The sequence below is a fragment of the Rhizobium leguminosarum bv. trifolii WSM2297 genome (assembly GCF_000271845.1).
In genome coordinates, this window is record NZ_JH719393.1 from 585,649 (window position 1) to 606,768 (window position 21,120).

General features: G+C 58.9%; 18 protein-coding genes and 2 pseudogenes. 12 read left to right on the forward strand and 8 right to left on the reverse strand.

Annotated elements, in window-relative coordinates; all coding sequences use genetic code 11:
• The first annotated feature begins 6 nt into the window (after positions 1 to 6).
• Positions 7 to 1,388: pseudogene (locus RLEG4DRAFT_RS06540) on the forward strand (aldehyde dehydrogenase family protein).
• Positions 1,389 to 1,805: 417 nt separating this feature from the next.
• Here RLEG4DRAFT_RS06540 and RLEG4DRAFT_RS06545 read toward each other — a convergent pair.
• Positions 1,806 to 2,495: a haloacid dehalogenase type II gene (locus RLEG4DRAFT_RS06545; protein WP_003576255.1), complete on the reverse strand. Its 690-nt coding sequence runs from the start codon at positions 2,493 to 2,495 to the stop codon at positions 1,806 to 1,808.
• Positions 2,496 to 3,012: 517 nt separating this feature from the next.
• On the opposite strand from RLEG4DRAFT_RS06545, the gene RLEG4DRAFT_RS06550 reads away from it, so the two are divergent.
• The 4 genes from RLEG4DRAFT_RS06550 to RLEG4DRAFT_RS06565 all read left to right on the forward strand — a co-directional run bounded on the left by RLEG4DRAFT_RS06550 (position 3,013) and on the right by RLEG4DRAFT_RS06565 (position 6,852).
• On the forward strand, positions 3,013 to 4,089 hold the full coding sequence (locus tag RLEG4DRAFT_RS06550; RefSeq protein WP_003576257.1) for a phosphotransferase: 1,077 nt from the start codon (positions 3,013 to 3,015) through the stop codon (positions 4,087 to 4,089).
• 8 nt (positions 4,090 to 4,097) lie between these two features.
• The gene (locus RLEG4DRAFT_RS06555; RefSeq protein ID WP_003576259.1) at positions 4,098 to 5,468 is read left to right on the forward strand and encodes an aspartate aminotransferase family protein; all 1,371 of its coding nucleotides are present in this window, start codon (positions 4,098 to 4,100) and stop codon (positions 5,466 to 5,468) included.
• 102 nt (positions 5,469 to 5,570) lie between these two features.
• Complete coding sequence (locus RLEG4DRAFT_RS06560) at positions 5,571 to 6,254, forward strand: GntR family transcriptional regulator (protein ID WP_003576261.1); 684 nt, start codon at positions 5,571 to 5,573, stop codon at positions 6,252 to 6,254.
• Positions 6,255 to 6,375: 121 nt separating this feature from the next.
• A complete protein-coding gene (locus RLEG4DRAFT_RS06565) occupies positions 6,376 to 6,852 on the forward strand; it encodes an Lrp/AsnC family transcriptional regulator (RefSeq protein WP_003576263.1) in 477 nt (158 codons plus the stop codon).
• Between the two features lie 422 nt (positions 6,853 to 7,274).
• Here the strand turns inward: RLEG4DRAFT_RS06565 and RLEG4DRAFT_RS06570 are convergent, their stop codons facing one another.
• From RLEG4DRAFT_RS06570 to RLEG4DRAFT_RS06590, 5 genes are all read right to left on the reverse strand, one after another.
• Positions 7,275 to 8,117, reverse strand: coding sequence for a GNAT family N-acetyltransferase (locus RLEG4DRAFT_RS06570; RefSeq protein WP_003576265.1), 843 nt, complete (start codon positions 8,115 to 8,117; stop codon positions 7,275 to 7,277).
• A gap of 600 nt (positions 8,118 to 8,717) precedes the next feature.
• Positions 8,718 to 9,554, reverse strand: a complete 837-nt coding sequence (locus RLEG4DRAFT_RS06575) for a GNAT family N-acetyltransferase (protein ID WP_003576267.1) — start codon at positions 9,552 to 9,554, stop codon at positions 8,718 to 8,720.
• A 271-nt stretch (positions 9,555 to 9,825) separates the two neighbouring features.
• Positions 9,826 to 10,179 carry a cupin domain-containing protein gene (locus RLEG4DRAFT_RS06580; RefSeq protein ID WP_003576269.1) on the reverse strand — a complete coding sequence of 118 codons (354 nt, stop codon included), beginning with the start codon at positions 10,177 to 10,179 and terminating at the stop codon, positions 9,826 to 9,828.
• Positions 10,180 to 10,289: 110 nt separating this feature from the next.
• Positions 10,290 to 11,798 (reverse strand): NAD-dependent succinate-semialdehyde dehydrogenase, encoded by a 1,509-nt coding sequence (locus RLEG4DRAFT_RS06585; protein ID WP_003576271.1) that lies wholly within the window; start codon positions 11,796 to 11,798, stop codon positions 10,290 to 10,292.
• 442 nt (positions 11,799 to 12,240) lie between these two features.
• Entirely contained in the window at positions 12,241 to 12,621 is a 381-nt protein-coding gene (locus RLEG4DRAFT_RS06590; protein ID WP_051040882.1) for a beta-eliminating lyase-related protein, read from the reverse strand.
• Positions 12,622 to 12,654: 33 nt separating this feature from the next.
• Between RLEG4DRAFT_RS06590 and RLEG4DRAFT_RS06595 the strand changes: the two are divergent.
• From RLEG4DRAFT_RS06595 to RLEG4DRAFT_RS06625, 7 genes and pseudogenes are all read left to right on the forward strand, one after another.
• Positions 12,655 to 13,077 (forward strand): annotated as a pseudogene (locus RLEG4DRAFT_RS06595) (Lrp/AsnC family transcriptional regulator); the annotation flags it as partial.
• A gap of 253 nt (positions 13,078 to 13,330) precedes the next feature.
• Positions 13,331 to 14,392, forward strand: coding sequence for a homoserine dehydrogenase (locus tag RLEG4DRAFT_RS06600; protein ID WP_003576272.1), 1,062 nt, complete (start codon positions 13,331 to 13,333; stop codon positions 14,390 to 14,392).
• The gene (locus RLEG4DRAFT_RS06605) at positions 14,392 to 15,804 is read left to right on the forward strand and encodes an aldehyde dehydrogenase family protein (RefSeq protein ID WP_003576274.1); all 1,413 of its coding nucleotides are present in this window, start codon (positions 14,392 to 14,394) and stop codon (positions 15,802 to 15,804) included. Before RLEG4DRAFT_RS06600 ends, RLEG4DRAFT_RS06605 begins: the two co-directional genes overlap by 1 nt.
• Before the next feature lie 37 nt (positions 15,805 to 15,841).
• Entirely contained in the window at positions 15,842 to 16,720 is an 879-nt protein-coding gene (gene dapA / locus RLEG4DRAFT_RS06610) for a 4-hydroxy-tetrahydrodipicolinate synthase (protein ID WP_003576276.1), read from the forward strand.
• Between the two features lie 10 nt (positions 16,721 to 16,730).
• Positions 16,731 to 18,128 carry an aspartate ammonia-lyase gene (locus tag RLEG4DRAFT_RS06615; protein WP_003576278.1) on the forward strand — a complete coding sequence of 466 codons (1,398 nt, stop codon included), beginning with the start codon at positions 16,731 to 16,733 and terminating at the stop codon, positions 18,126 to 18,128.
• Between the two features lie 30 nt (positions 18,129 to 18,158).
• Positions 18,159 to 18,944, forward strand: a complete 786-nt coding sequence (locus RLEG4DRAFT_RS06620) for a phosphotransferase (RefSeq protein WP_003576279.1) — start codon at positions 18,159 to 18,161, stop codon at positions 18,942 to 18,944.
• An 18-nt stretch (positions 18,945 to 18,962) separates the two neighbouring features.
• The gene (locus RLEG4DRAFT_RS06625) at positions 18,963 to 19,406 is read left to right on the forward strand and encodes an Lrp/AsnC family transcriptional regulator (RefSeq protein ID WP_003576281.1); all 444 of its coding nucleotides are present in this window, start codon (positions 18,963 to 18,965) and stop codon (positions 19,404 to 19,406) included.
• 401 nt (positions 19,407 to 19,807) lie between these two features.
• Here the strand turns inward: RLEG4DRAFT_RS06625 and RLEG4DRAFT_RS06630 are convergent, their stop codons facing one another.
• Together RLEG4DRAFT_RS06630 and RLEG4DRAFT_RS06635 are read right to left on the reverse strand one after the other, a co-directional pair.
• Positions 19,808 to 20,161 (reverse strand): cupin domain-containing protein, encoded by a 354-nt coding sequence (locus RLEG4DRAFT_RS06630; protein WP_003576282.1) that lies wholly within the window; start codon positions 20,159 to 20,161, stop codon positions 19,808 to 19,810.
• 29 nt (positions 20,162 to 20,190) lie between these two features.
• Complete coding sequence (locus RLEG4DRAFT_RS06635; RefSeq protein ID WP_003576284.1) at positions 20,191 to 21,114, reverse strand: 2-hydroxyacid dehydrogenase; 924 nt, start codon at positions 21,112 to 21,114, stop codon at positions 20,191 to 20,193.
• Between the last annotated feature and the right edge of the window lie 6 nt (positions 21,115 to 21,120).

The following is a 21,120-nucleotide window of genomic DNA, read 5'->3' on the forward strand; positions in this document are numbered from 1 at the left end:
CCACCGATGAAACACGCCCACAGCTTCTATATCAGCGGTGAATGGGTTGAGCCGTCCGCGTCGAAAACACTTGAGGTCATCGATCCCTCCACCGAAGAGCCGATGGGTACGATCGCACTCGGCAGTGCCCCCGACGCTGAAAGGGCGGTCGCGGCTTCTCTCAGACATCCAAGGAAGAGCGCGTCGAACTGCTGAGGCGCATTGTAACGATCCTGAAGCGCCGCAATCACGAGCTCGGCGACATCATCTCGCGGGAAATGGGCGCGCCGCTCGCCATGGCCCGGGCCGAGCAGGCCGGCATCGGCGCTACCCATTTCGAACAGACGATCAAAGCCTTCGAGACCTTTGCCTTCGAATACATGCAGGGGACCACCTGCATCATCCACGAGCCGATCGGGGTCGTCGCAATGATCACGCCATGGAACTGGCCGATCAACCAGATCGCCTGCAAGGTCGCTCCGGCGCTCGCCACGGGATGCACCATGGTATTGAAGCCATCGGAGATCGCTCCGTTCAACGCGGTGATCTTCGCCGAGATCATGGATGAAGCCGGCGTGCCGAAAGGCGTCTTCAACCTCGTTCACGGCGACGGACCTACGGTCGGAACGGCGCTGGCCAGCCACCCGGGGTCGACCCGCGCCGGCATTGCCGTGGCGCAGGCGGCGGCACCAACCGTCAAGCGAGTGCATCAGGAGCTCGGCGGCAAGTCGCCGAACATCGTTCTGCGCAGCGCCGACTTCTCATCCGCGGTCGCTGCCGGCGTACGCCGGTGCTTCGGAAATTCCGGCCAAACCTGTACTGCGCCAACACGAATGCTGGTGCCTGCGGAGCGAATGGACGAAGCAAGCTCAATCGCCGCGCGGGAAGCGGCTGCGCTCGTCGTCGGCTCCCCCTCGGATCCGCGCACCGACCTCGGACCAGTCGCAAGCGCCGCCCAGTTCGACAAGATCCAGGCGTTGATCGGACGCGGCATCGCGGAAGGAGCGGAGCTCGTCGCCGGCGGCCCTGGTCGCCCTTCGCATCTCAATTCGGGCTATTACGTGCGCCCGACGGTGTTTGCCCGCGTCACCAACCAGATGACGATCGCGCGGGCGGAAATCTTCGGCCCGGTGCTGTCGATTATCGGTTATGACAGCGAGGATGAAGCGATCGCGATCGCCAACGATACGCCCTACGGCCTGGCTGCCTACATTCAGGGCGATCCAAAGGAAGCACGAGCTCTCGCAGGCAGGCTGCGCGCCGGCAGCGTTCGCCTCAACAGCTCCGCCTGGGACAGTGCCGCCCCTTTCGGCGGCTACAAGCAATCCGGCAACGGTCGGGAATACGGGAAGTTCGGACTGCACGAGTTTACCGAGATCAAGGGCATAGCCGGCTTCGCGAGCGAGTGAATGGTCAAAGTGTGGTGCAGCCGCTTCGGATGCCTGCGCAAGAATCTGTGATTACAGCAATGGGAGATCCAGCGTACACGCGATCACGGGTGATCGCGTGCGATCGACCGGTCTGAAGATGCCATCGCGCGTGAGACGACATCCCCGCGTCAGCACAGGCCGGGCGGGGTCGAATTGTGTGTTCAGAAGAAAGACCAGCCGACCGTGCAATTTCGAACTCACCGATCAAACGTGGAAGGCTGTCGCAAGTCCGACGTGCCGTTCGTCAAGCTCGGATCACACCGTCTTTTGACCCCAGCAGGTCACGCGTGCCAAAGGAACCCCGCAAAGCCATGCTTGCTTCCTTGGAACGAAAAGAGAAGGGGCGAACGGAGCGCCCCGGTCTCCACGTCGTGACAGCCCCTGAGCCCTGGCTTTTCAGGCGCGCTTGAGCACTGGCTCCAGGCCAACGGCGGCGGCTAGCCCGCCGATGTCCTTGATCTCGGTATATTCGTAAAACGGGTTGGCCGGCTCATGGCCGCGGTTGACCCAGACCTTGCTCTTGATGCCCAGGTCATAGGCAGTCATCAGGTCGTAGCGGAAGGATGAGGACACATGAGTAATGTCTTCCGGTCCGCAGCCGAGCTTGTCGAGCATGTATTCGAAACCCTTCATCAGAGGTTTATATGCCCCGACTTCTTCTGCCGTGATTACCATGTGGATGGGCGCGCCCAGTTTTTCCACGTTCGACATGATCAGGCTGTTCATGGAGTTCGACAGGATGACCAGCGGAATTTCCTTGGCCACCCTGGACAGGCCAGCCGGGACGTCCGGGTGCGGACCCCAGGTTGGCACCTCGTCATAGATGCGCTGCGCGTCTTCGGGTTTGAACGGGATGCCGATGCGTTTGCAACTGCGTTCGATCGAATTGTGCACCACTTCGAGGAAAGGTTTCCATGGCCCTACCACCTCGTCAAGGCGATAGCCCCTGAAAGCCTCGACGAAGGCGGCCATCGCTTCGGGGGAGAGCCGCTCGCCGTAGACGCGTCGCGCAGCGCCGGCCATATCGAAATTCGTGAGCGTGCCGTAGCAGTCGAAGGTCACGTACTTCGGTCGAAATTGAGTCATCGCGTATATTCCTTCCAATTTTTCATGGCACGGTGTGCCTATCCAGGATCATCGTAGCGGCATGCCGCCTGTCTAAAGAGGTCGCGGTTCCGATAATGCGGCAGCGGCGCAGGTATCTTTGCGAATCCGACTGGTCATTTCCTCTGCTTTTTTGATGCCGGCCCAATCCACCCAAGCGGATCACTCCAACTTCTTTGCTGCATTTTGACCAGTGAGAGCACACTGACATAACTTTGTGACGATGGCAACATATTGTCCAACAATTTGCTGGATCTATCGTCATGCAATTCTCTGGTGACTTATATGCGTCGCCACTCAATCGGCAACTACGCGTCTGACATGCCATTGAAAATATTCTATTTATTTTTGATTTTGTCTAGAACGACCAGAGGATCTTGCCTTTTCGTCATCCGGCGGAAAAGCTCGGTCATCTCCGTAAACGAAATAAATTGTTGTACAAAAATGGAAGTATGAGATACTGAGGTCATCGAACTGCCCATTCCGAGGCAGGATTTGAATGAGTTTGAAGATGGGTCACAAGCATCAGTGCGGGCCAGCCCGCGTCCCTGAGCTTTCCGAGGCGTGCCATCCCGTGGGCACTGCGGAAGCCGAAGAAATCGCCGAGCGGCTATACGGCACGCGCGGCTCGGCAACGCGCTTTGAAACAGAAAAGGACGACACGTTCCTCCTCGACTGCGCGGCCCAGGGGAAATTTGTGCTGAAGATCGCTCATCCTTCTGAGCGGATCGAGGAGCTCGATTTCCAAGTTGCGCTGATGCGTCATCTCGAGCAGCGGGCCCCTGATCTGCCCATCCCCCGCACACTTCGCGACGTCGACGGGGCGGATTTGCCCATCGTCACTACGAGTGCCGGCGAGCGGCGAGTGGTGCGGCTCATTACCTTCCTTGCCGGCACCCCGCTCGATCGGACATCTTGCACAGCTCCACAGCGCGAACGGATCGGCGAAATCCTGGCAAAGCTGCGTCATTCCATGGCCGATTTCTCGCATCCCGCAGACGGCCGGGCGGTGGCGTGGGACGTCACCAATCTGCTCGACCTCACCGATCTGTTGAGCTTCATCCCTGGGGGCGGCAAGCGGGCTTGGACCGTCCGCGCGCTCGAGCGGTTTGCCGAAGTCAAGCCGAAGCTTGATCTGTGCCGGCGGCAAGTACTCCACAACGACTTCAATACGTCGAACCTGGTCGTCGATCACGCTAGCCCGCAGTTCCTGACCGGCGTCATCGACTTCGGCGATGCGGTCCGAACCGCTATCGCCGTCGACGTCTCCACGGCGTTGATGAACCAAATGCCAAAAACCTTCGACCATGGGAACCGGCGTGACCTGTTCGACGAACCGCGTGACGTTCTGCGCGGTTATCTCCGCCATGCCGAACTGACGGACGAGGAGCTTCGGCTCATCCCCTTCCTGTCGATGGGCCGTCTTGCGGTTCGTGCGTTGCTGACGTGCTGGCGCGCCGAGATCTTCCCCGAGAATAGCCGCTATATCCTGCGCAACACCGAAGCCGGCTGGGCCCACCTCGAGTGGTTCCACTCGATTTCGATCGCACAGATTTCCGATCTTCTGACACGATAGGAACCGCAATGTCCAAACATACGACTACCCTGCCCAAGGGCTTCCGTGGCGACATGCCAAATGGCTTCAACCCTCAGGACACGTCTCATCTCACAAGTGAAGATCTGGCGCATGTCGCCAGGCGGCAAAGGCTGCTCGGGCCCGCTTATCGGCTCTTCTACAAGTCGCCGGTTGAGATCGCCCGTGCCAAGGGCGTCTTCCTCTATGACAAGCACGGCAACGAATATCTCGATGCCTACAACAACGTGGTATCGCTGGGTCACTCTCATCCGCGCGTCGTCGAGGCGATCCAGAAGCAGCTCGAGGTACTCTGTACCCACACGCGTTACATGCAGGAGCCGCTGCTGGACTATGCCGAAGCCCTGATCAGTACGTTCGGTGGCGAACTCGGCCGGACCGGATGCGCGATGTTCACATGCACGGGCTCGGAAGCCAACGATCTCGCCTTGCGTATCGCGCGTTACCACACACGCAAGACCGGCGTCATCGTCACGGCCGAAGCCTATCACGGCAACAGCGGCGCGGTGGCGGCAATCTCGCCGTCGCTCGGCAAGAAGTCGGCTCTGGATCCCTATCTTCGCACGGTCGCGGCGCCGGATTCCTATCGCCTGCCCGTCGAGGAAATCGGCCGGCAGATGGCGGAGGATGTCGCGCGGCAGATTGCCGACATGGAGCGGCATGGCGGCGGCCTAGCGGCCTTCATCGCCGATTCCGTCTTCTCTTCCGATGGTCTTTACGTTGATCCCACGGACGTATTGGCGCCGGTGGCGGAAGTGGTGCGCAAGGCGGGCGGCCTGTTCATTGCCGATGAGGTGCAATCCGGATTCGGGCGGACCGGCACCCACCTTTGGGGTCACCGCCGTCACAAGGTCGATCCGGATATCGTAACCATGGGCAAACCCATGGGCAACGGCTATCCCGTTGCCGGCGTAGTGCTGCGGCCCGAACTCGTCGCCGAATTCGGATCCAGCATGCGCTACTTCAACACGTTTGGCGGCAACTCCGTTGCTATCGCCGCGGCAAGGGCCGTGCTCGACACGATCCTCGAAGACGGCCTGTTAGACAACGCCGTCAAGGTCGGCGGCGAAATCCTCGACGGCCTCCGGGACCTACAGAAGAAATATGAATTTGTCGGCGATGTTCGTGGGGCCGGCCTCTATTTCGCGGTCGAACTCGTCAAGGACAGAGACCGCAAAACGCCGGACATGGACCGTGCGCTTGCAGCCGTCAATGCCTTGCGCGACCGGCGCATCCTCATTTCCGCGACGGGAGCGGACGCGCATATCCTGAAGATCAGGCCCCCGCTCATCTTCACATCGGCCAACGCGGCGCGTCTGCTCGAGGGCGTCGATGAGGCGCTTCGGTCAGTGCAGATCTAGGACCCGCCACCATGCGGCCAGGAAGCGCAATATCATCTCTCTTGCCCTACGCCGCCGCATGTGGCGTAGGTATACGAGCATAATCACGAAAAAGCCGAAGCCATGCCGCCGCTGCCCGCCAAGAATCACGCCGAAGATCTAGAGATGCAGGTCGAGCCCTTGCCCGCTAGCGCGGTGGAAATCCTGACCCACGCCTTGCGACGGCGCATCTTGTCGGGAGATTTCCGACCGGGCGAGTTCCTCCGCGACGTGAAGATGTGTGAAGAGCATTCGACCTCGCGGCACACATTCCGTACAGCAGCCCAGGTACTCGTCACCCAGGGCCTGCTGCGTCAGATACCGAACCGAGGCTTTGTGGTGCCCGAATTCGGGCCGGACGATATTGTCGATATCACGCGCGTCCGCGGCGCCATTGAGGGCGAGGCCATTCGTTTGATCGTGCTGACCGGCGTCATCCCATCTCAGGCGCTAGAAGCGGTCGACGTTATGCACAGGTCGACTCTATCCTCCGACAGATCCCTGCTGGTTGCTGCGGACCGCGACTTCCACCGCGCGATCATCGCCGCCAGCGGTAGCGCTCGGCTGAAGCGGACCTATTCGGACCTCGAGGGCGAGATCGAACTCCTCCTCGCACAGCGGCAGGATTTCTACGCCACTGCCGAAGAAATGGCGGAAGAACACGAGCGGCTCATCAACAGCTTGAGAAGCCGCCACTACGATACGGCGCGGGACGCGTTCCAGGAGCACTGGGAAGATCTCCAGATCAAATTGCTCGATCAACGCTGACCGGTGCTCCCTGCGGAATTCGACAGCTCGGGCTTCAGGTCAACGGGGATCTCGTGGTCACCGCTCGACTCTCACCAACGTCACCAACATCCGCGCCATTCTCATCAGCGGGAGTTAGCCAATGAAACTTGATCGGATTGACGTCAGGATACTGAACGCATTGCAGACGAATGGCCGAATGACGAATGTCGAGCTTTCGGAAATGGTCAATCTCTCGCCAGGTCCTTGCCTGCGGCGAGTGCAAAAGCTGCAGGCGGAATGCTATATCGAGGGCTATTCCGCCCGGGTCAATATAGGAAAACTGGGCCAGACGTTGACGGTGTTCACCGAAATCACGCTCAAGAGCCACCGTCAATTCGACTTCGCGAGATTTCTTACTGCTATCGAGAAGGTCGATCAGGTCATCGAGTGTCATCTGGTTTCGGGAGGCTACGATTATCTCGTAAAATTCGTCACCGCTGGAATCGGAGAGTACCAGACGCTCATGGAGCAGCTCATCGATTCGGAAATCGGCATTGACAAGTACTTTAGCTTCGTTGTGCTGAAATCGCCCCTGATCAAAGGGCATTTGCCGCTGGCAAGCCTGTTCCAGCAGTAACTGCATTGAAGAAGGCGGTGCGGGCGGTGTGGCGCCCGTCGGGCTTTGATGAGCAGCCGGCATCTCGTGCTGGTAGATTGATCAGACGCGACGAACCGGCGGGCTCCAGAATAGATGCACACGCCGTTTCAAAGCGGCGGAAGCGGGGATGTTGCGACAAGGAGTGCCGTGCTGGAGAAGGGATACTGTAGCCAATGACAACATAGCAGAGTGGGGAACGCCAAAGTCGCGACCGAGATCCGGCCAGCGCTCGTAGCGCTCGCCTATACTGTGGGGGACAGCGGCATCTTTCCTCCTCCTCTGGCCGTCCCGCTTTTGGCAATTTGGTGCTGCCTGAGGCTGGGGACCCCCAGTGGCGGGGCGGGCGGAGGTATCAGATTGCACCCTCGGGTTTGACACGCGATTCCCTTTTCCCCACAGGATCAACCGAGTGCCTGACTGACCAACGCGTAGGTGCAGTGATGCGTGGGCTCGCTTTGTTTGCGGTCTGGTCCGGGGCGTCGCATCCTAATCCCACGGCCGACGTTGTTGAGGCCGCGCTCGGTGAGCCATCCTGAAAGATTCGTGGAGACATCCGAGTCGATACGAACAAACCTGCCCTGGTGATGGGCGAGCAGGAAGTCGATCAGGGTCTTGGCTTCGGAATCGTTCCTCGCTACCACCGGTCCGATGACAAGCCCATGGCCGAACGACCGGATTGCCGCGAAGGCCTGGATCTCGCCATTGTCGGGAATGACAGCAAACCTCGCCCGCTCGAGCAGAATCTCCATCAGTGCCGAACGGTTATGGCCGCTTGCCGCGCGATCCAGCGCCACCACGCGGGCATAATCACCGCTCTCGATCCATTTCACATGGGCCGGCGCATCAACCTGCAACGGCTCGCCCTGGTGCTGCACCGTCTCGCCGGTCGCAGCGAAACCCACCTTCTCGTAGAGCGGAAGCCCTTCCTGCGTCGCCACAAGATAGCAGGTCCGGGCTCCCGCTTCGGCAAGCGCCTTTTCCAACATCTTCCGGCCGAGGCCGCGGCCGCGCATTGCGGCATCGACGATGACCATATTGATGGTGGCCGCGTCCTCGCCATAGGGCGTCATCATGATGGTCGCGACGAGGCGATCCTCTTGGCGTGCGGCGATTCCCAGGCTGATTGATTGAACCATTTCCCAATCCTCGCGCCGATGCGGCCATTGGACCTGGCGGGACAGTTCCAATGCACTGTCCAGATGCTTTGGTGTCATCTTCTCGAAAAGGATCGCTTGATTGGTCATGAACAGTTCCGGCCTATGTCTTCGAGGATCAAGGTAACCCGCACAAGACGGCAGTTCCTCCCGACCTACGGACATGCACCATGCGTTCCCCCCAAGCTTTGCCGCCTGTGCCGCATCTTGTGCCGAACGTGACGGAGCCTATACGCGGATGCCTGAACTCGCCGGCCGAACCTTTCGGCCAAAGCTTCAATGCGAACAGAACAACCTCCTGCAGGCCGGAGCGAATGCAACCACTATTCTCCCGTTCGCCACTATGGTGATTGCTGTGCACGCTGGGCCGATGCTTCTGTGGAGCCATGAGAGAAGTCATTCAGGAAAACACTGCTGCCTAAGAAGGATGAGGCAAGGCGGCTGATCGGTACGAAGCCATCTGCGCCGTGGAAGAGGCTTACAGGGCCTCCGTGATCGGGAACAACCCGAAATCTGGGTTAGGTCCCCGTCGCCTCGTAGGGAAATCGACTTAAAGGCGGCTACGACAAAGCCAATGAAATCATCTCCATGAAAGCCTCTTCTGGAGGGTTCGTTGATAACCCGACTATCTCGCCCAGAGACACTCAGATGTGTTCAGCGCGAAATTGCCTCGCACTTCAGACCTTCACGTCAGCCAATAGCTTGGCTCGCCAGGCAGAAAGTTTGAACGGCCGGCGTTTTAGATTGGCCTGCAGCACCCCGAACCATCGCAACGACCCCACCATCACGAGGGAGCCCCCACTCTTCGAGAAGGGACGGGAGGTCGCTCTTTTCAGGAATGTCAATCCGTACGAAACAACCTTCCTTGCCGGAGAGAATGAAGGTCAGCAAATCCCTCGCCTGTTCGAGGCTCTCCGCAACGACCGGCCCGACGACTTCGCCCTTGCCGAACAGCCGTATCGCTGCGAATGCGACGATACGGTCACCGTTGCGGATGGCAGCGAACCTCCCCTCCTTCGCCAGGACGTGGTGTAGCGCGTCGCGGTCGGCGCCGAACGCCACACGGTCGAGCGCTTTGATTGCCGGCAGCGCATCGGGCCCGATCCACTCAACATTTTCAGGAGCATCGACCCGCCCGGCAATACCCTGATAGCGGAGGTTTTGATGCGTTGCGACGAACCCCAGCTTTTCGTAAAGCGGCAGGCCGTCATTCGTCGCCGTCAGACGGCATTCCCGATCACCGGCGAGTTCCAATACGGCGGTGGTCAATTTTCTTCCCAGTCCCCGGCCCCGCTGGCTTTCGTCGACAATAATCATGTTGATGGCTGAGCAGGTGTCGCCGAAGGGAGTCATCAGCGCGGTACCCACAACCCGGTCGCCCGCAAGGGCAACGTATCCCTCGCTCAGAGACCATATCATTTCCCAGTCTTCTCTCCTGTGCGCCCAGCCCGCTGCACGCGACAGCGCCAGAGCACCATCCAGATGGTGAGCCTCGAAAGGCGCGAGAGTGGACGTTTCCGTTTGCATCGGCTGATCCATTTCTCTGGTCTTTAAGTTCACCTTGGAAAAATCAACGGTGGTTTTTTCCGATCCTCAGGTGACGTATTGAAGCAGCGACCCGCCAGCCTATGTAGGGGCATCAGCAGCAAGCGCATCAGGTTTGGCAGACGGCATCATTTGCGGATAAACCGCCTATCCAATTTCGGGATGGAGGTTATCGAAGGGCTTGCCTGCCCGATCGGTCCGGTTCCCGGTCTGAAATTCAAGAGCAATGCACCTAACGGCATTGCACGAATGATCAGGTGACGGTGACGAAGATTTTCCGCACCGTCTCGATTGTCTTCCAGACCCCGACATAGCCGGGCTTCATCACGAAGCTGTCGCCCGCGCGATAAACGACCGGCTCCTTACCCTTCTCGGTCAATTCGATCACACCATGCACGAGATGGCAAAATTCAAACGTTTCGCCCTTGATGGAGTGCGTTTCGCCAGGCGTCGCCTCGAATACGCCGGTATTGACTTTGCCGTCCTTGGCGGTGTCCTGCAGCCACGTCTTGAAAGCGGGGCTGCCCGCAATAAGGCGGTCCGGCTCGGCAGTTTTATGCTTCGGCTCGAACGATGGATTCGGGTCGATGGTTTTCAGCAGGGACATTTATCTCTCCTATTCTGGCTGGAGCCATCCGCGTCATCTCCGGATGATTCAAATCGATCCGCCGTCGCCACGAGATGCTATCGCGGAACAACGCTACGATCGCAGCGCAGCTACCAAGTGGCGGCGATGTATTTCGTTTCGAGGTATTCGAGCATGCCGTGATGGCTGCCTTCGCGTCCGAGGCCGCTCTGTTTCATGCCGCCGAACGGTGCGGCCGCGTCGGAGACGACACCGCGGTTAATTCCGACCATGCCGCTTTCCAGCCTGCCCGCGACTGCGAGCGCGCGCTTGAGATCCCGGCTAAAGACATAGGATACCAGTCCGTATTCGCTATCATTGGCCAACTCGACGACCTCGTCTTCAGTATCAAACACGATGATTGGCGCGACCGGACCGAAGATTTCTTCGCGAAGTATCTCGGCGTCGGGAGAGATATCGGCCAAAACGGTTGGCAGATAATAGAAACCCTCGCCGCTCAGTCTGCTACCACCGGTAACCAGACGGGCTCCCTTGGCGATCGCGTCGTCTACCAACCGCTCCACCTTGGCCACCGCGGCCCCAGTGATCAGCGGGCCAAGCTGCGTATCCGGCGCCAGACCTGGTCCGACATTGAGCGCCGCCATCTCCTCCGCGAAGCGCCGCGTGAAGTCGGCCGAAATACTTTTTTGGACGTAGAAGCGGTTCGCAGCCGTGCAGGCCTCACCGCCATTACGCATCTTGGCGACCATTGCGCCGGCGACAGCCATCTCCAGATCGGCATCATCGAATACAATGAACGGCGCATTGCCACCCAGTTCCATTGAACAGCTGACGACCTGGTCCGCGGCCTCGCGCAGCAGGATCCTGCCAACCCCTGTCGAGCCGGTGAACGACAGCTTCCGTACCCGCTTGTCATGCAGCATTGCGCTGACCACAGGTCCTGCTTTCTTGGTGGTAACGATGTTGACCACTCCAGCGGGAACACCTGCCTGCCGCATAAGTTCACCGATCGCCAGCGCCGTCAGAGGCGTCTCGGCTGCGGGTTTCAGTATGCAGGTGCAACCCGCAGCCAACGCGGGAGCAATTTTTCGCGTCGCCATTGCCGCCGGGAAGTTCCAAGGCGTTACCAATACAGCGATACCAATAGGCTCATGGCTCACGATGATCCGGTTTGCGCCGGAAGGTGCTGATCCAAATTCCCCGGAAGCCCTTACAGCTTCCTCTGCATACCAACGGAAGAACTCGGCCGCGTAGGCGACTTCCGATCTCGCGTCGGGAAGCGCCTTGCCATTTTCCGTCGTGATCAGCTGTGCCAGCCACTCTGCTTGTTCGAGAAGAAGGTGAAAACACTTCATCAGAACATCCGAGCGGCGGCGCGGCGACGTTGCTTTCCAGGCAGCAGCTGCCTTTTCTGCCGCATCGACGGCCGCCAGGGCATCCTGTATGTCGCCGTCACAAACCGTAGCGATTGCATCTGCAGTCGAGGGATCGCTGACGTCAAAGGTCCGGCCGCCTTTTGCCGAGACCCATTCACCGCCGATGAAAAGTTGGGTTGGAGCTTCGCATACCACAGCAGCCGTCTGCGAAGCGGTAACACGGGTGGTTTCAAGTGTCGGAGTTGTTTTCACGTTCAGCACCATTCGCTACCAATTAGGATCGTTGTGCGATCAATATAGAATTGGTTTGACGATTGGTGTCAATATAGATCAAATTGGTCGCGGATAATTTTCGATCTGCTGAAATCGCGGCGTTGCGATCAACAAAAACAGCGAAACGCCTGATGTCTCGAATCTGGCTAAAGGGAGAACGCCTGCTAAAGCAGCCTCTCGGTCGACGCAAACGATCGTCACGCGGCCTTTTGGACGCGCTCGTACGCCACATGATGAGCCACTTCTCGGCTTCAGTTTGATAATTGTTTCAAACGCCATGACGCAGATCCGGGGGGCAAGCGGAGGTCCACTGCGCAGGACCCGTCCCCGTCCCGGATCGTTTTTGATTTCAGAAGAGGCCTGCTTCTTTCGTAGGACGAAGCAGCCTGGAACGAGCGCGCGCATATTGCCCTGCTCCACCCGCCGGGGGTCTTCATCCCCGTCTTTCGGTGACCTCGCGCACCGCTGCGATTGCCTCGTCAACGGCGACACGATCGACGTCGAGATGGGTGACCCAGCGCATTCGCCCACCTGGCCAGAAACTCGCCGCAATCCCGCGCTGACGCAGCGCCTCGGATAACCGGGTCGCCAGCTCGGGCGCGAGCTCAACGAACACCATGTTGGACTGCGGCGGCTTAGCTGTCAGTCCTGTGATTTCCGCGAATCCGTCGGCAAGAGCCTTGGCATTGGCATGATCCTCGGCCAGACGTTGGACATGGTGGTCGAGGGCATGCAGCCCGGCCGCCGCAACTATTCCCGCCTGCCGCATGCCCCCGCTGAGCATCTTGCGCCAACGGCGTGCCCGCCCGATCAACTTTACATCCCCGACCAGCACTGATCCGAGCGGCGTCACAGCAGCGAGGAACTCGGCGCGCTGGTTGGTCTTTCGGCCACCGCGGTGCAGCGCCGTCTCAAGCGACTGCGTCAGGCGGGTGTGATTGAGGCGGAGGTTGCGGTTGTGAAGCCTAAATCCGTCGGCCGGCCGATCGCAATGCTTGTGTTGGTCACGCTCGAGCGGGAAAGGGCCGACATCGTCGACCGGTTCAAGCAATCGATCCGCCAGACACCGGAAGTTATGAACGGCTACTATGTAACGGGAGACGCGGACTTCGTCCTGATTGTCACTGCTCAAAGCATGGAGGATTACGAAGTCTTTACCCGCAAGTTCTTCTACGAAACTCCCGATATAAAAGGCTTCAAGACGATGGTGGTCATGGACCGTGTCAAAACGGGCTTTTCAGTTCCGATCGACTTTGATCACTTTTCCTGAGATTGCCACAGCGTCGGCTCAGACGCGTCGTCCTCGCTGAAAGTCGATTGGCACTTCGACGGACTGCACTGAGCAGGTGAGCTTTTCCTCATCCGGTTCATTATGTCCGATGCTCAAGCCGGACGGACGGGCACGCGGCAAACAGTCAGTGTCATGAGCAAAATGCACGGTAGATTGGTCTGTTTGTACCGTTCCGACTGAGCGATCCGTATCCAATGATATGCGCACAAATCGCTTCACCGGAGGAACCCACATGAAAATCTATAATATTGCTCTAATCGGATTTGGTGGCGTCAACCGCGCTTTGGCCGAGCTCATCGCGTCGAGGAACCCGCTGTGGGAACGGGATCTCGATTTCCGCCTGAACATCGTGGCCGTTAGCGATCTCTATCTGGGTTCCGTTGTTTCGCCGAACGGCCTGGATGCCAAGACCCTCGTGGAAGCAAAATTCGCCAAGGGCGGCTTCGGCGGGCTATCTGGCGGCAGCGCGGAAGCTGACAACGAGGCTATCATCAAGACCGCGCCTGCCGACATCATCGTGGAAGCGACATTTACGAACCCGGGGGATGGCGAGCCCGCCGTTTCTCACTGCCGCTGGGCCCTCACGTCCGGCAAGCACGTCGTCACCACGAACAAGGGGCCCGTCGCAATCGCCGCTCAGGAACTGAAGGCTGTTGCAAAGGCGAACGGCGTCCATTTCGAGTATGAGGGCTCCGTCATGAGCGGTACGCCGGTCATACGCATGGCCGAGAAGACCCTTGCCGGCGCAGAGGTGAAAGGGTTCGAAGGAATCCTCAATGGTACATCGAACTTCGTGCTCGGCCGCATGGAAAACGGTCTGGACTTCGCCAGCGCCGTCGCGGAAGCACAGTCGCTCGGCTATGCCGAAGCAGATCCGACCGCCGACGTCGAAGGTTTCGACGTTCGTCTGAAGGTAGTGATCTTGGCAAACGAGCTACTGGGGGCAAACCTTAAGCCGGAGGACATCTCCTGCAATGGCATCTCCAAGCTGTCTCCTTCAGACATTCAGGCAGCGGTCAAGGCTGAAAGCCGTTGGAAATTGATCGGATCTGCAGTTCGCAATGCCGACGGGACGATAACCGGCAGCGTCGCGCCCAAACAGCTTCCCCTCGGGCATCCGCTCGCCGGCGTCAACGGCGCTACCAATGCCGTTTCCCTGAACACGGAACTGCTCGGCTCGGTCACCGTCACCGGCCCGGGCGCCGGCCGGATCGAAACCGCCTACGCTCTGCTGTCCGACATCGTGGCTATCCACAATGCCCACTCGCCCAAACTCGCGAAGGAGGCCGCGTGATGCCCGGTTTAGCCTTGAAAACCAGCTCTTCCGACGAGATCATTGTCTGTAACCCTTTCGACGGCAGCCTTATCGGAGCCGTCCGCGAGACCGATGCCAATGCTGTGGACCTGTTGCTGAAACGCGCCAGACGCGGCGCGCAGATCGCGCGGTCGCTCCCCCGCCACCAGCGCTCTGCAATTCTTGAAAAGGCCGCAGCTGCGGTCGAGGAACGCAAGGAGGAATTCGCGCTCCTGATCGTGCGGGAAGCGGGGAAGACAATCACCCAGGCCCGCAAGGAAGCGACACGTTGCGTCAACACGCTGAAACTCTCTGCGGAAGAGGCCAAGCGGAATGCTGGCGAAGTCATCCCCTTTGATGCCTATGCCGGATCCGAGTCTCGTCAAGGCTGGTACACCCGGGAGCCACTGGGCATCATCACGGCCATCACGCCTCATAATGACCCGCTCAATCTCGTGGCGCACAAGCTTGGCCCCGCCATTGCCGGCGCCAATGCGGTACTTCTGAAGCCGTCGGAGCTTACGCCACTATCGGCCATCAAGCTGGTAGAGGTGTTGATCGAAAGCGGTTTGCCGGACGAGGTCGTCACGGTCGCTGTCGGCGGCGCCGACCTGGGCAAAGCGCTCGTTTCGGCAAAAGACGTCCGTATGATCTCCTTCACAGGCGGCTTTGCCACCGGCGAGGCCATCGCAAAATCTGCGGGCATCAAGAAGCTCGCGATGGATCTCGGCGGCAATGCACCGGTCATCGTGACGGAAAACAGCGATGTCGACGCCGCCGTGGAAGATTGCGTTTCAGGTTCGTTCTGGGCGGCTGGCCAGAACTGCATCGGAACGCAGCGGATTCTGGTCCAGCGTCCGATCTACGAACGGTTCAAGACCGAATTCTTGGCGCAGTCCGCCAAGTTGAAAACCGGCGACCCGATGGACCCTGATACTGACATGGGCCCGATGATCTCCGAACACGCGGTGACCCGCGCCGCCGCCATGGTGGAGCGCGCGATCGCTGCTGGTGCGACGCTGCTTTGCGGTCACAAGCCCTCGGGCACCCTCTATCCCCCGACCGTCTTGGAAAACGTGCCGGCGGCCTGCGACGTGTTGAACGACGAGGTCTTCGCACCGGTAGTCATATTGCAGCCCTTTGGCAGCCTAGATGAGGCCATAGAGCTGGCGAACAACCCGGAATATAGCCTTCATGCGGGGATCTTTACCAACGATCTCACTGAGGCCTTGGATGCTGCCAAACGGATCGATGCCGGGGGTGTCATGATCAATCAATCCTCGGACTATCGGTTCGACGCGATGCCGTTTGGCGGGTTCAAGTACGGCAGCATGGGACGCGAAGGCGTTCGTTTTGCCTATGAGGACATGACTCAGCCGAAGGTCGTCTGCATCACGCGCCTGCAGCGTTAATCGGCGCCGCCGCCCAATGCTACTTTCGGAGGTTATGATGTTCAAAGGATCTATCACCGCGCTTGTGACGCCATTTGCCGATGGGAAGGTCGACGAGGCTGCGCTTTGCAGCCTTATCGAATGGCAGATCGCCGAGGGCACGTCAGGGCTTGTCCCCTGCGGGACAACGGGGGAAAGCCCGACGCTCAGTCATGCCGAACACAAACAAGTCGTGGAGATCGCGATCGAAGCTGCGAATGGTCGCGTTCCGGTCATTGCCGGCGCCGGCTCCAACAGCACCGAGGAAGCAATCAGCTTCGTGCGGCCCGCCCAGGAGGCCGGCGCGGACGGTTTGCTAATCGTCTCACCGTACTACAATAAGCCCACGCAAGAGGGGATCTATCGGCACTTTAAGGCCATCGACGCTGAAGCTTCGATTCCGATAATCGTCTACAACATTCCGGGTCGGAGTGTGATCGATGTTCAAGTCGAAACGCTTGCCCGCATTTTTAAAGATTGTCCGAACGTCAAGGGCGTCAAGGACGCGACAGGCAATCTCTTGCGCCCGTCACTGGAGCGGATGGCCTGCGGCAAGGAGTTCAATCTTCTCACTGGCGAAGATGGCACGGCGCTGGGCTACATGGCCCACGGCGGCCACGGCTGCATCTCGGTGACCGCGAATGTCGCCCCCCGGCTCTGTGCAGATTTCCAACGGGCATGTCTGGGGGGTGATTTCGCGGCGGCACTGGCTCTTCAAGATCGACTGATGCCCCTACACCGTGCGCTGTTCCTCGAGACCAGCCCGGCTGGCGTGAAGTTCGCGTTGGCGCAACTTTCGAAGATCCGCGGCGACCTGCGCCTTCCGCTCGTCGAGGTGAGCCCAGCTGTTAAGGAAGCCATCGCTCAGGCGATGCGCCACGCTGGAATCCTGGATTAGGGGGCGGAAAATGAGAACTGAACGCATAGAGGCCGATTTGATCGGCCCCCTTCCCATCCCTGGTGATGTTCTATACGGCGTCCATACGCGTCGAGCTGAGCTCAATTTCAACGTTTCAGGCTTTCGCCTCAAAGACTTCCCCGAACTCGTTCAATCCATGGCTATGGTCAAGAAAGCGGCCGCGTGCGCGAACGCTGACCTTGGGCTTCTGTCTGCGGAAAAAGCGTCGGCGATCTCTCAGGCTTGCGATGATCTGATCGAGTTGAAGTGCGTTGATGAGAACTTCCCGGTCGATATGATGCAGGGTGGGGCGGGGACGTCCACCAACATGAACGTCAACGAGGTTATCGCTAACCTGGCTCTGCTAAAGCTCGGGGCGCCGGTGGGCGACTACGACAAGCTTCATCCCAATGATGACGTGAACCTTTGCCAATCGACAAACGATGTCTACCCGACCGCACTCCGTCTGACCATTCTTCGCGCTTGCGAGGGGTTGATAGCGTCCCAGGTCGGGCTGCGCGATGCCTTCCGTGCGAAAGCGCGTGAGTATGCGACTGCGCTGAAAGTCGGCCGCACTCAATTGCAAGATGCCGTCCCAATGACAGCCGGGCAAGAGTTTGATGCTTTCGCCGAACTGATCGACGAAGACATTAATCAAGTGCAGTCCGCTGCCAGGTTGTTGAAGGAAGTTAACCTCGGCGGATCTGCAATCGGAACCTCAATTAACGTCCCCCGCGGCTTTCGGGACGCGGCTTGCGCCCACCTCACGCAGATTTCCGGTATTCAGGTAATTCCCGCTCGAAACTTGATTGAAGCTACATCCGACACTGGCGGCTTCGTATCATTCTCCAGTATTCTCAAGCGAATTGCTGTGAAGCTGACCAAAGTCTGCAATGATTTGCGGCTCTTGAGCAGTGGTCCGAGGGGTGGCCTTGGTGAGATCCGACTCCCGCCTGTGCAAGCCGGATCCTCAATCATGCCCGGTAAAGTGAATGCCGTCATTCCAGAAATGATGAACCAGATCGGATTCCAGGTTATCGGAAATGATCTCACTGTCACGCTGGCGGCAAGCGCGGGGCAGTTGCAACTCAATGCGATGGAGCCGGTGATCATCCTCAACATCCTTCAGTCGATGCGGATGTTGACGCGTGGGATGGAAATTTTTCAGCAGCGATGCGTCGATGGCATTGAAGTTGATGTCGACCGGTGCAGGGACCTCCTCGATCGGTCTCTCGTCCTCGCGACGCCGTTGGCAATGCTTATCGGATACAGCAAGGCAGCGCATCTTTCCAAGAAGGCGCTTGCCGAAAAGCGGGGGCTGCGACAGGTCGTGGAAGAGGAAGGGATCTTGGCCTCCAGTCAAGTTGAAGAGCTCTTTGAAGGTAGCGCTGCCTTCGCAAATTTCTGATTGGGTTCATCGGCCGCATAAGGGTAGGAAATGGCTGTTTTTACCGAGCTTTCTGACGACGATCGCCAACTCATAACCGCAGCTTACGGCTTTACCTCGCTTCTTTCAGTGATTGGGATCGCGGACGGCGACACCGAGACGACCTACCTGTTTCGCACCGGGGAGGGTGAATTCATCGTTACACTTTTCGAGAACGGAGCCCAACCTTCAGATCTGGAAAGGGCCTTCGAAACCATGGAGGCGCTTTATCGACGTGGCGTCCCCTGCCCCAAGCCGTTGCGCACTGTCGACGGCCACGCCACGTCTCGGGCCGCAGGTCGATTGGTTGCCATCGTGGGCTTCGTACCCGGCGCCTCATCCACATTTGCAAGCCCAGCAAAATGCCTCAGCCTGGGCCGCGTGATAGCTGAAATACACACCGTCCTGGAACGAAAAGCGAAGTGCAAATCGACGGATCTTCCCGCTGGCGCAATTCACGGCGCATTGGTCCAGGAGAACGTCTTTTTCCTCGGAGAGGAAGTCAGCGGAGTCATCAACTTCAGGCTTCGGCACGAGGCCGCGCTCGTGTCGGAGCTTGCTGATGCGCTCGTCGGTTTGGCGGGCGATATCAGCGGAGAGCTGAACAAAGAGCGTGCGCGAGCGCTACTGCAGGGTTATCAGGGAGTCCGCGGCCTGACTGATGCGGAAAAGAAGGCACTGCCAGGATTCATAATGGCTTCGACATCAAAGCGATTTGCGAGCAAGAAGGAAAGAACATTACTACCGGAAATCGCCGTGTTAGCTTACCGGTCGGTAACCCCCGACATTCTAGGTTAAGCGTCCCGGCGAATATCCATGAAATATCTTCTCGATCGAACTGACGAACAAATACTTATCGAATTGAAGGCTAATGCCCGTATCTCGCACGCGGATTTGTCGGCGAAGGTGAACCTTTCTCGTAACGCCGTGCGGGTGCGAATCGAACGCCTCGAACGAGAAGGCTTCATCAAGGGATATACAATCCTCACCGGGAATGGAGGGAATAGCCAAAACGTCACGACCGCATTGATTTTCGTCTATCGTCACGATCGCATGCGGGGCGGAGAAGTCCTTCAGGCGCTGCGGAAGATCCCAGAAGTCGTTGCTTGCGACGTTATGACCGGTGATTTCGATCTCCTCGTGAGGGTCGAGTCCACCGAGGCTGACCGCATCCGACAGATTTGGCAGTCGATTGCCGAGATGCCCGGCGTGCGCGATACACTGACTGCGTTCGCCCTCTCTTCGGTAATTCGAAAATAATCGGGTGTCACCGGTTAAATGCAATCAAGTGTCCGCCCAACAGTAGCCCGGGGGTCCGAACTTGATCGACGGAGCAAGCTGCTCCTTGACGAGTATCCGTGATATCGCGCCATCACCCCGCTCTATGAGAATGGATTATGATCATTCCAGCGGGCAGCTCATCCGAGCTATTATCCACAGGTCGCGCTTCGAATGAAGACGTTCCTAAGTGGGCTCCGGCTTAACACCGCCAAGCGGACTTCTCCTTGCGGATCAAATGGCAAAGGCTAAGTCTTTGGCTCCGGGGTTCGCGTCATCGCCCTCACCACGGCGGAGAAGTACCGCTTCTCCGCCGCTTTGTGGATCATTGTTGTCCAGGCCGATCGGTCGCTGCACTCACGTACCGAAGGCGGCGGAGCTGGTTAGTTGACGGTGACGTAGATCTTCCGGACCGTTTCCACGGTGCGCCAGGTGCCGATGAATCCGGGTTTCATCACGAAACTATCGCCTGCTTTGTAGGTAACCGTTTCACCGCCGTCGGGGGTGATTTCCACGAGACCTTCAAGGATGTGGCAGAATTCGAATGTCTCTCCCTTGACGGAACGCGTCAGGCCCGGTGTCGCTTCCCAGACCCCGGTGTGAATCATTTCATCACGCGCAACGTCCTGGGCCCAAGTCTTGAACGAGGGATCGCCGGATATCAGGCGTTCCGGTCCGGGCTTGGACTCACGCGGTGTTGCCTTGCTGTCGGGTACGATGGTCTTGAGGAGGGACATGTTTTCTCCTTGCTCTCCTGGTTGCAGCTTCAATAACCGCGATCGCGATCGACGAGCCCGATTGGGTCGAGACCGCCGCGATGGCGTTTGATGTTGTCGATGACGGCGCAAGCCGCCGTCTCTGGTTGGGTGACGCTTGCGATGTGCGGCGTCAGGATGATCTTTGGATGCCGCCAGAAACGATGCTCGGGGGGCAAGGGCTCAGGTTCGGTGACGTCGATAACCGCACCCGACAGATGTCCCTGGTCGAGAGCCGCAATGAGCGCGTCATGATCGAGTTGCGCGCCGCGCCCCACGTGGATGAGCGCTGCGCCTGCTGGAAGTGTCGCGAAGACCGCGGCGTCGAGCAGTCCTTGCGTCTCTTGGGTCAGCGGCAGGAGACAGATCAGGATGTCGGTGCTCGCCAGGAACGGCGTGAGCCCGTCCGGGCCATTATAGCAATCAACACCATCCACTTGTCGTTCCGAGCGGCTCCAGGCCGCAAGCGGAAAGCCGAAGGGCTTCAGCCGCTCAATGACGGCCTGGGCGAGCATGCCAAGCCCGAGGATACCGATCCGCTGCTGGGCAGCTTGCCGCACAGGAAGCGGGAGCCAGGTGGAGTCTTCCTGCTGTCCAATATAGGCCTTCAACTTGCGGTGAAGGGCGAGGACGGCGAGCGTCACATATTCTTGCATCATCCGCACGATACCATCCTCGACCATGCGGACGAGCATGACGTTTGGCGGAAGCGTTTCTGGCTTGAATTGGTCGACACCGGCGCCGATCGAGAAGACAACCTCCAAGTTCCTGAAGCGATGAAGATCGGACGGCGCAGTCCAAGTGAGGATGTATCGGATTTCGTCCGGGTCGCGCTCTGAAATATCCATCACGAAGGGCAGATCGGGCAGTTCGCGTGCAAAAGCCTCGGCGAAGACACGGCCTCTTTCTCGATCCGAGTTAAACCAGAAAACCATGAAGCC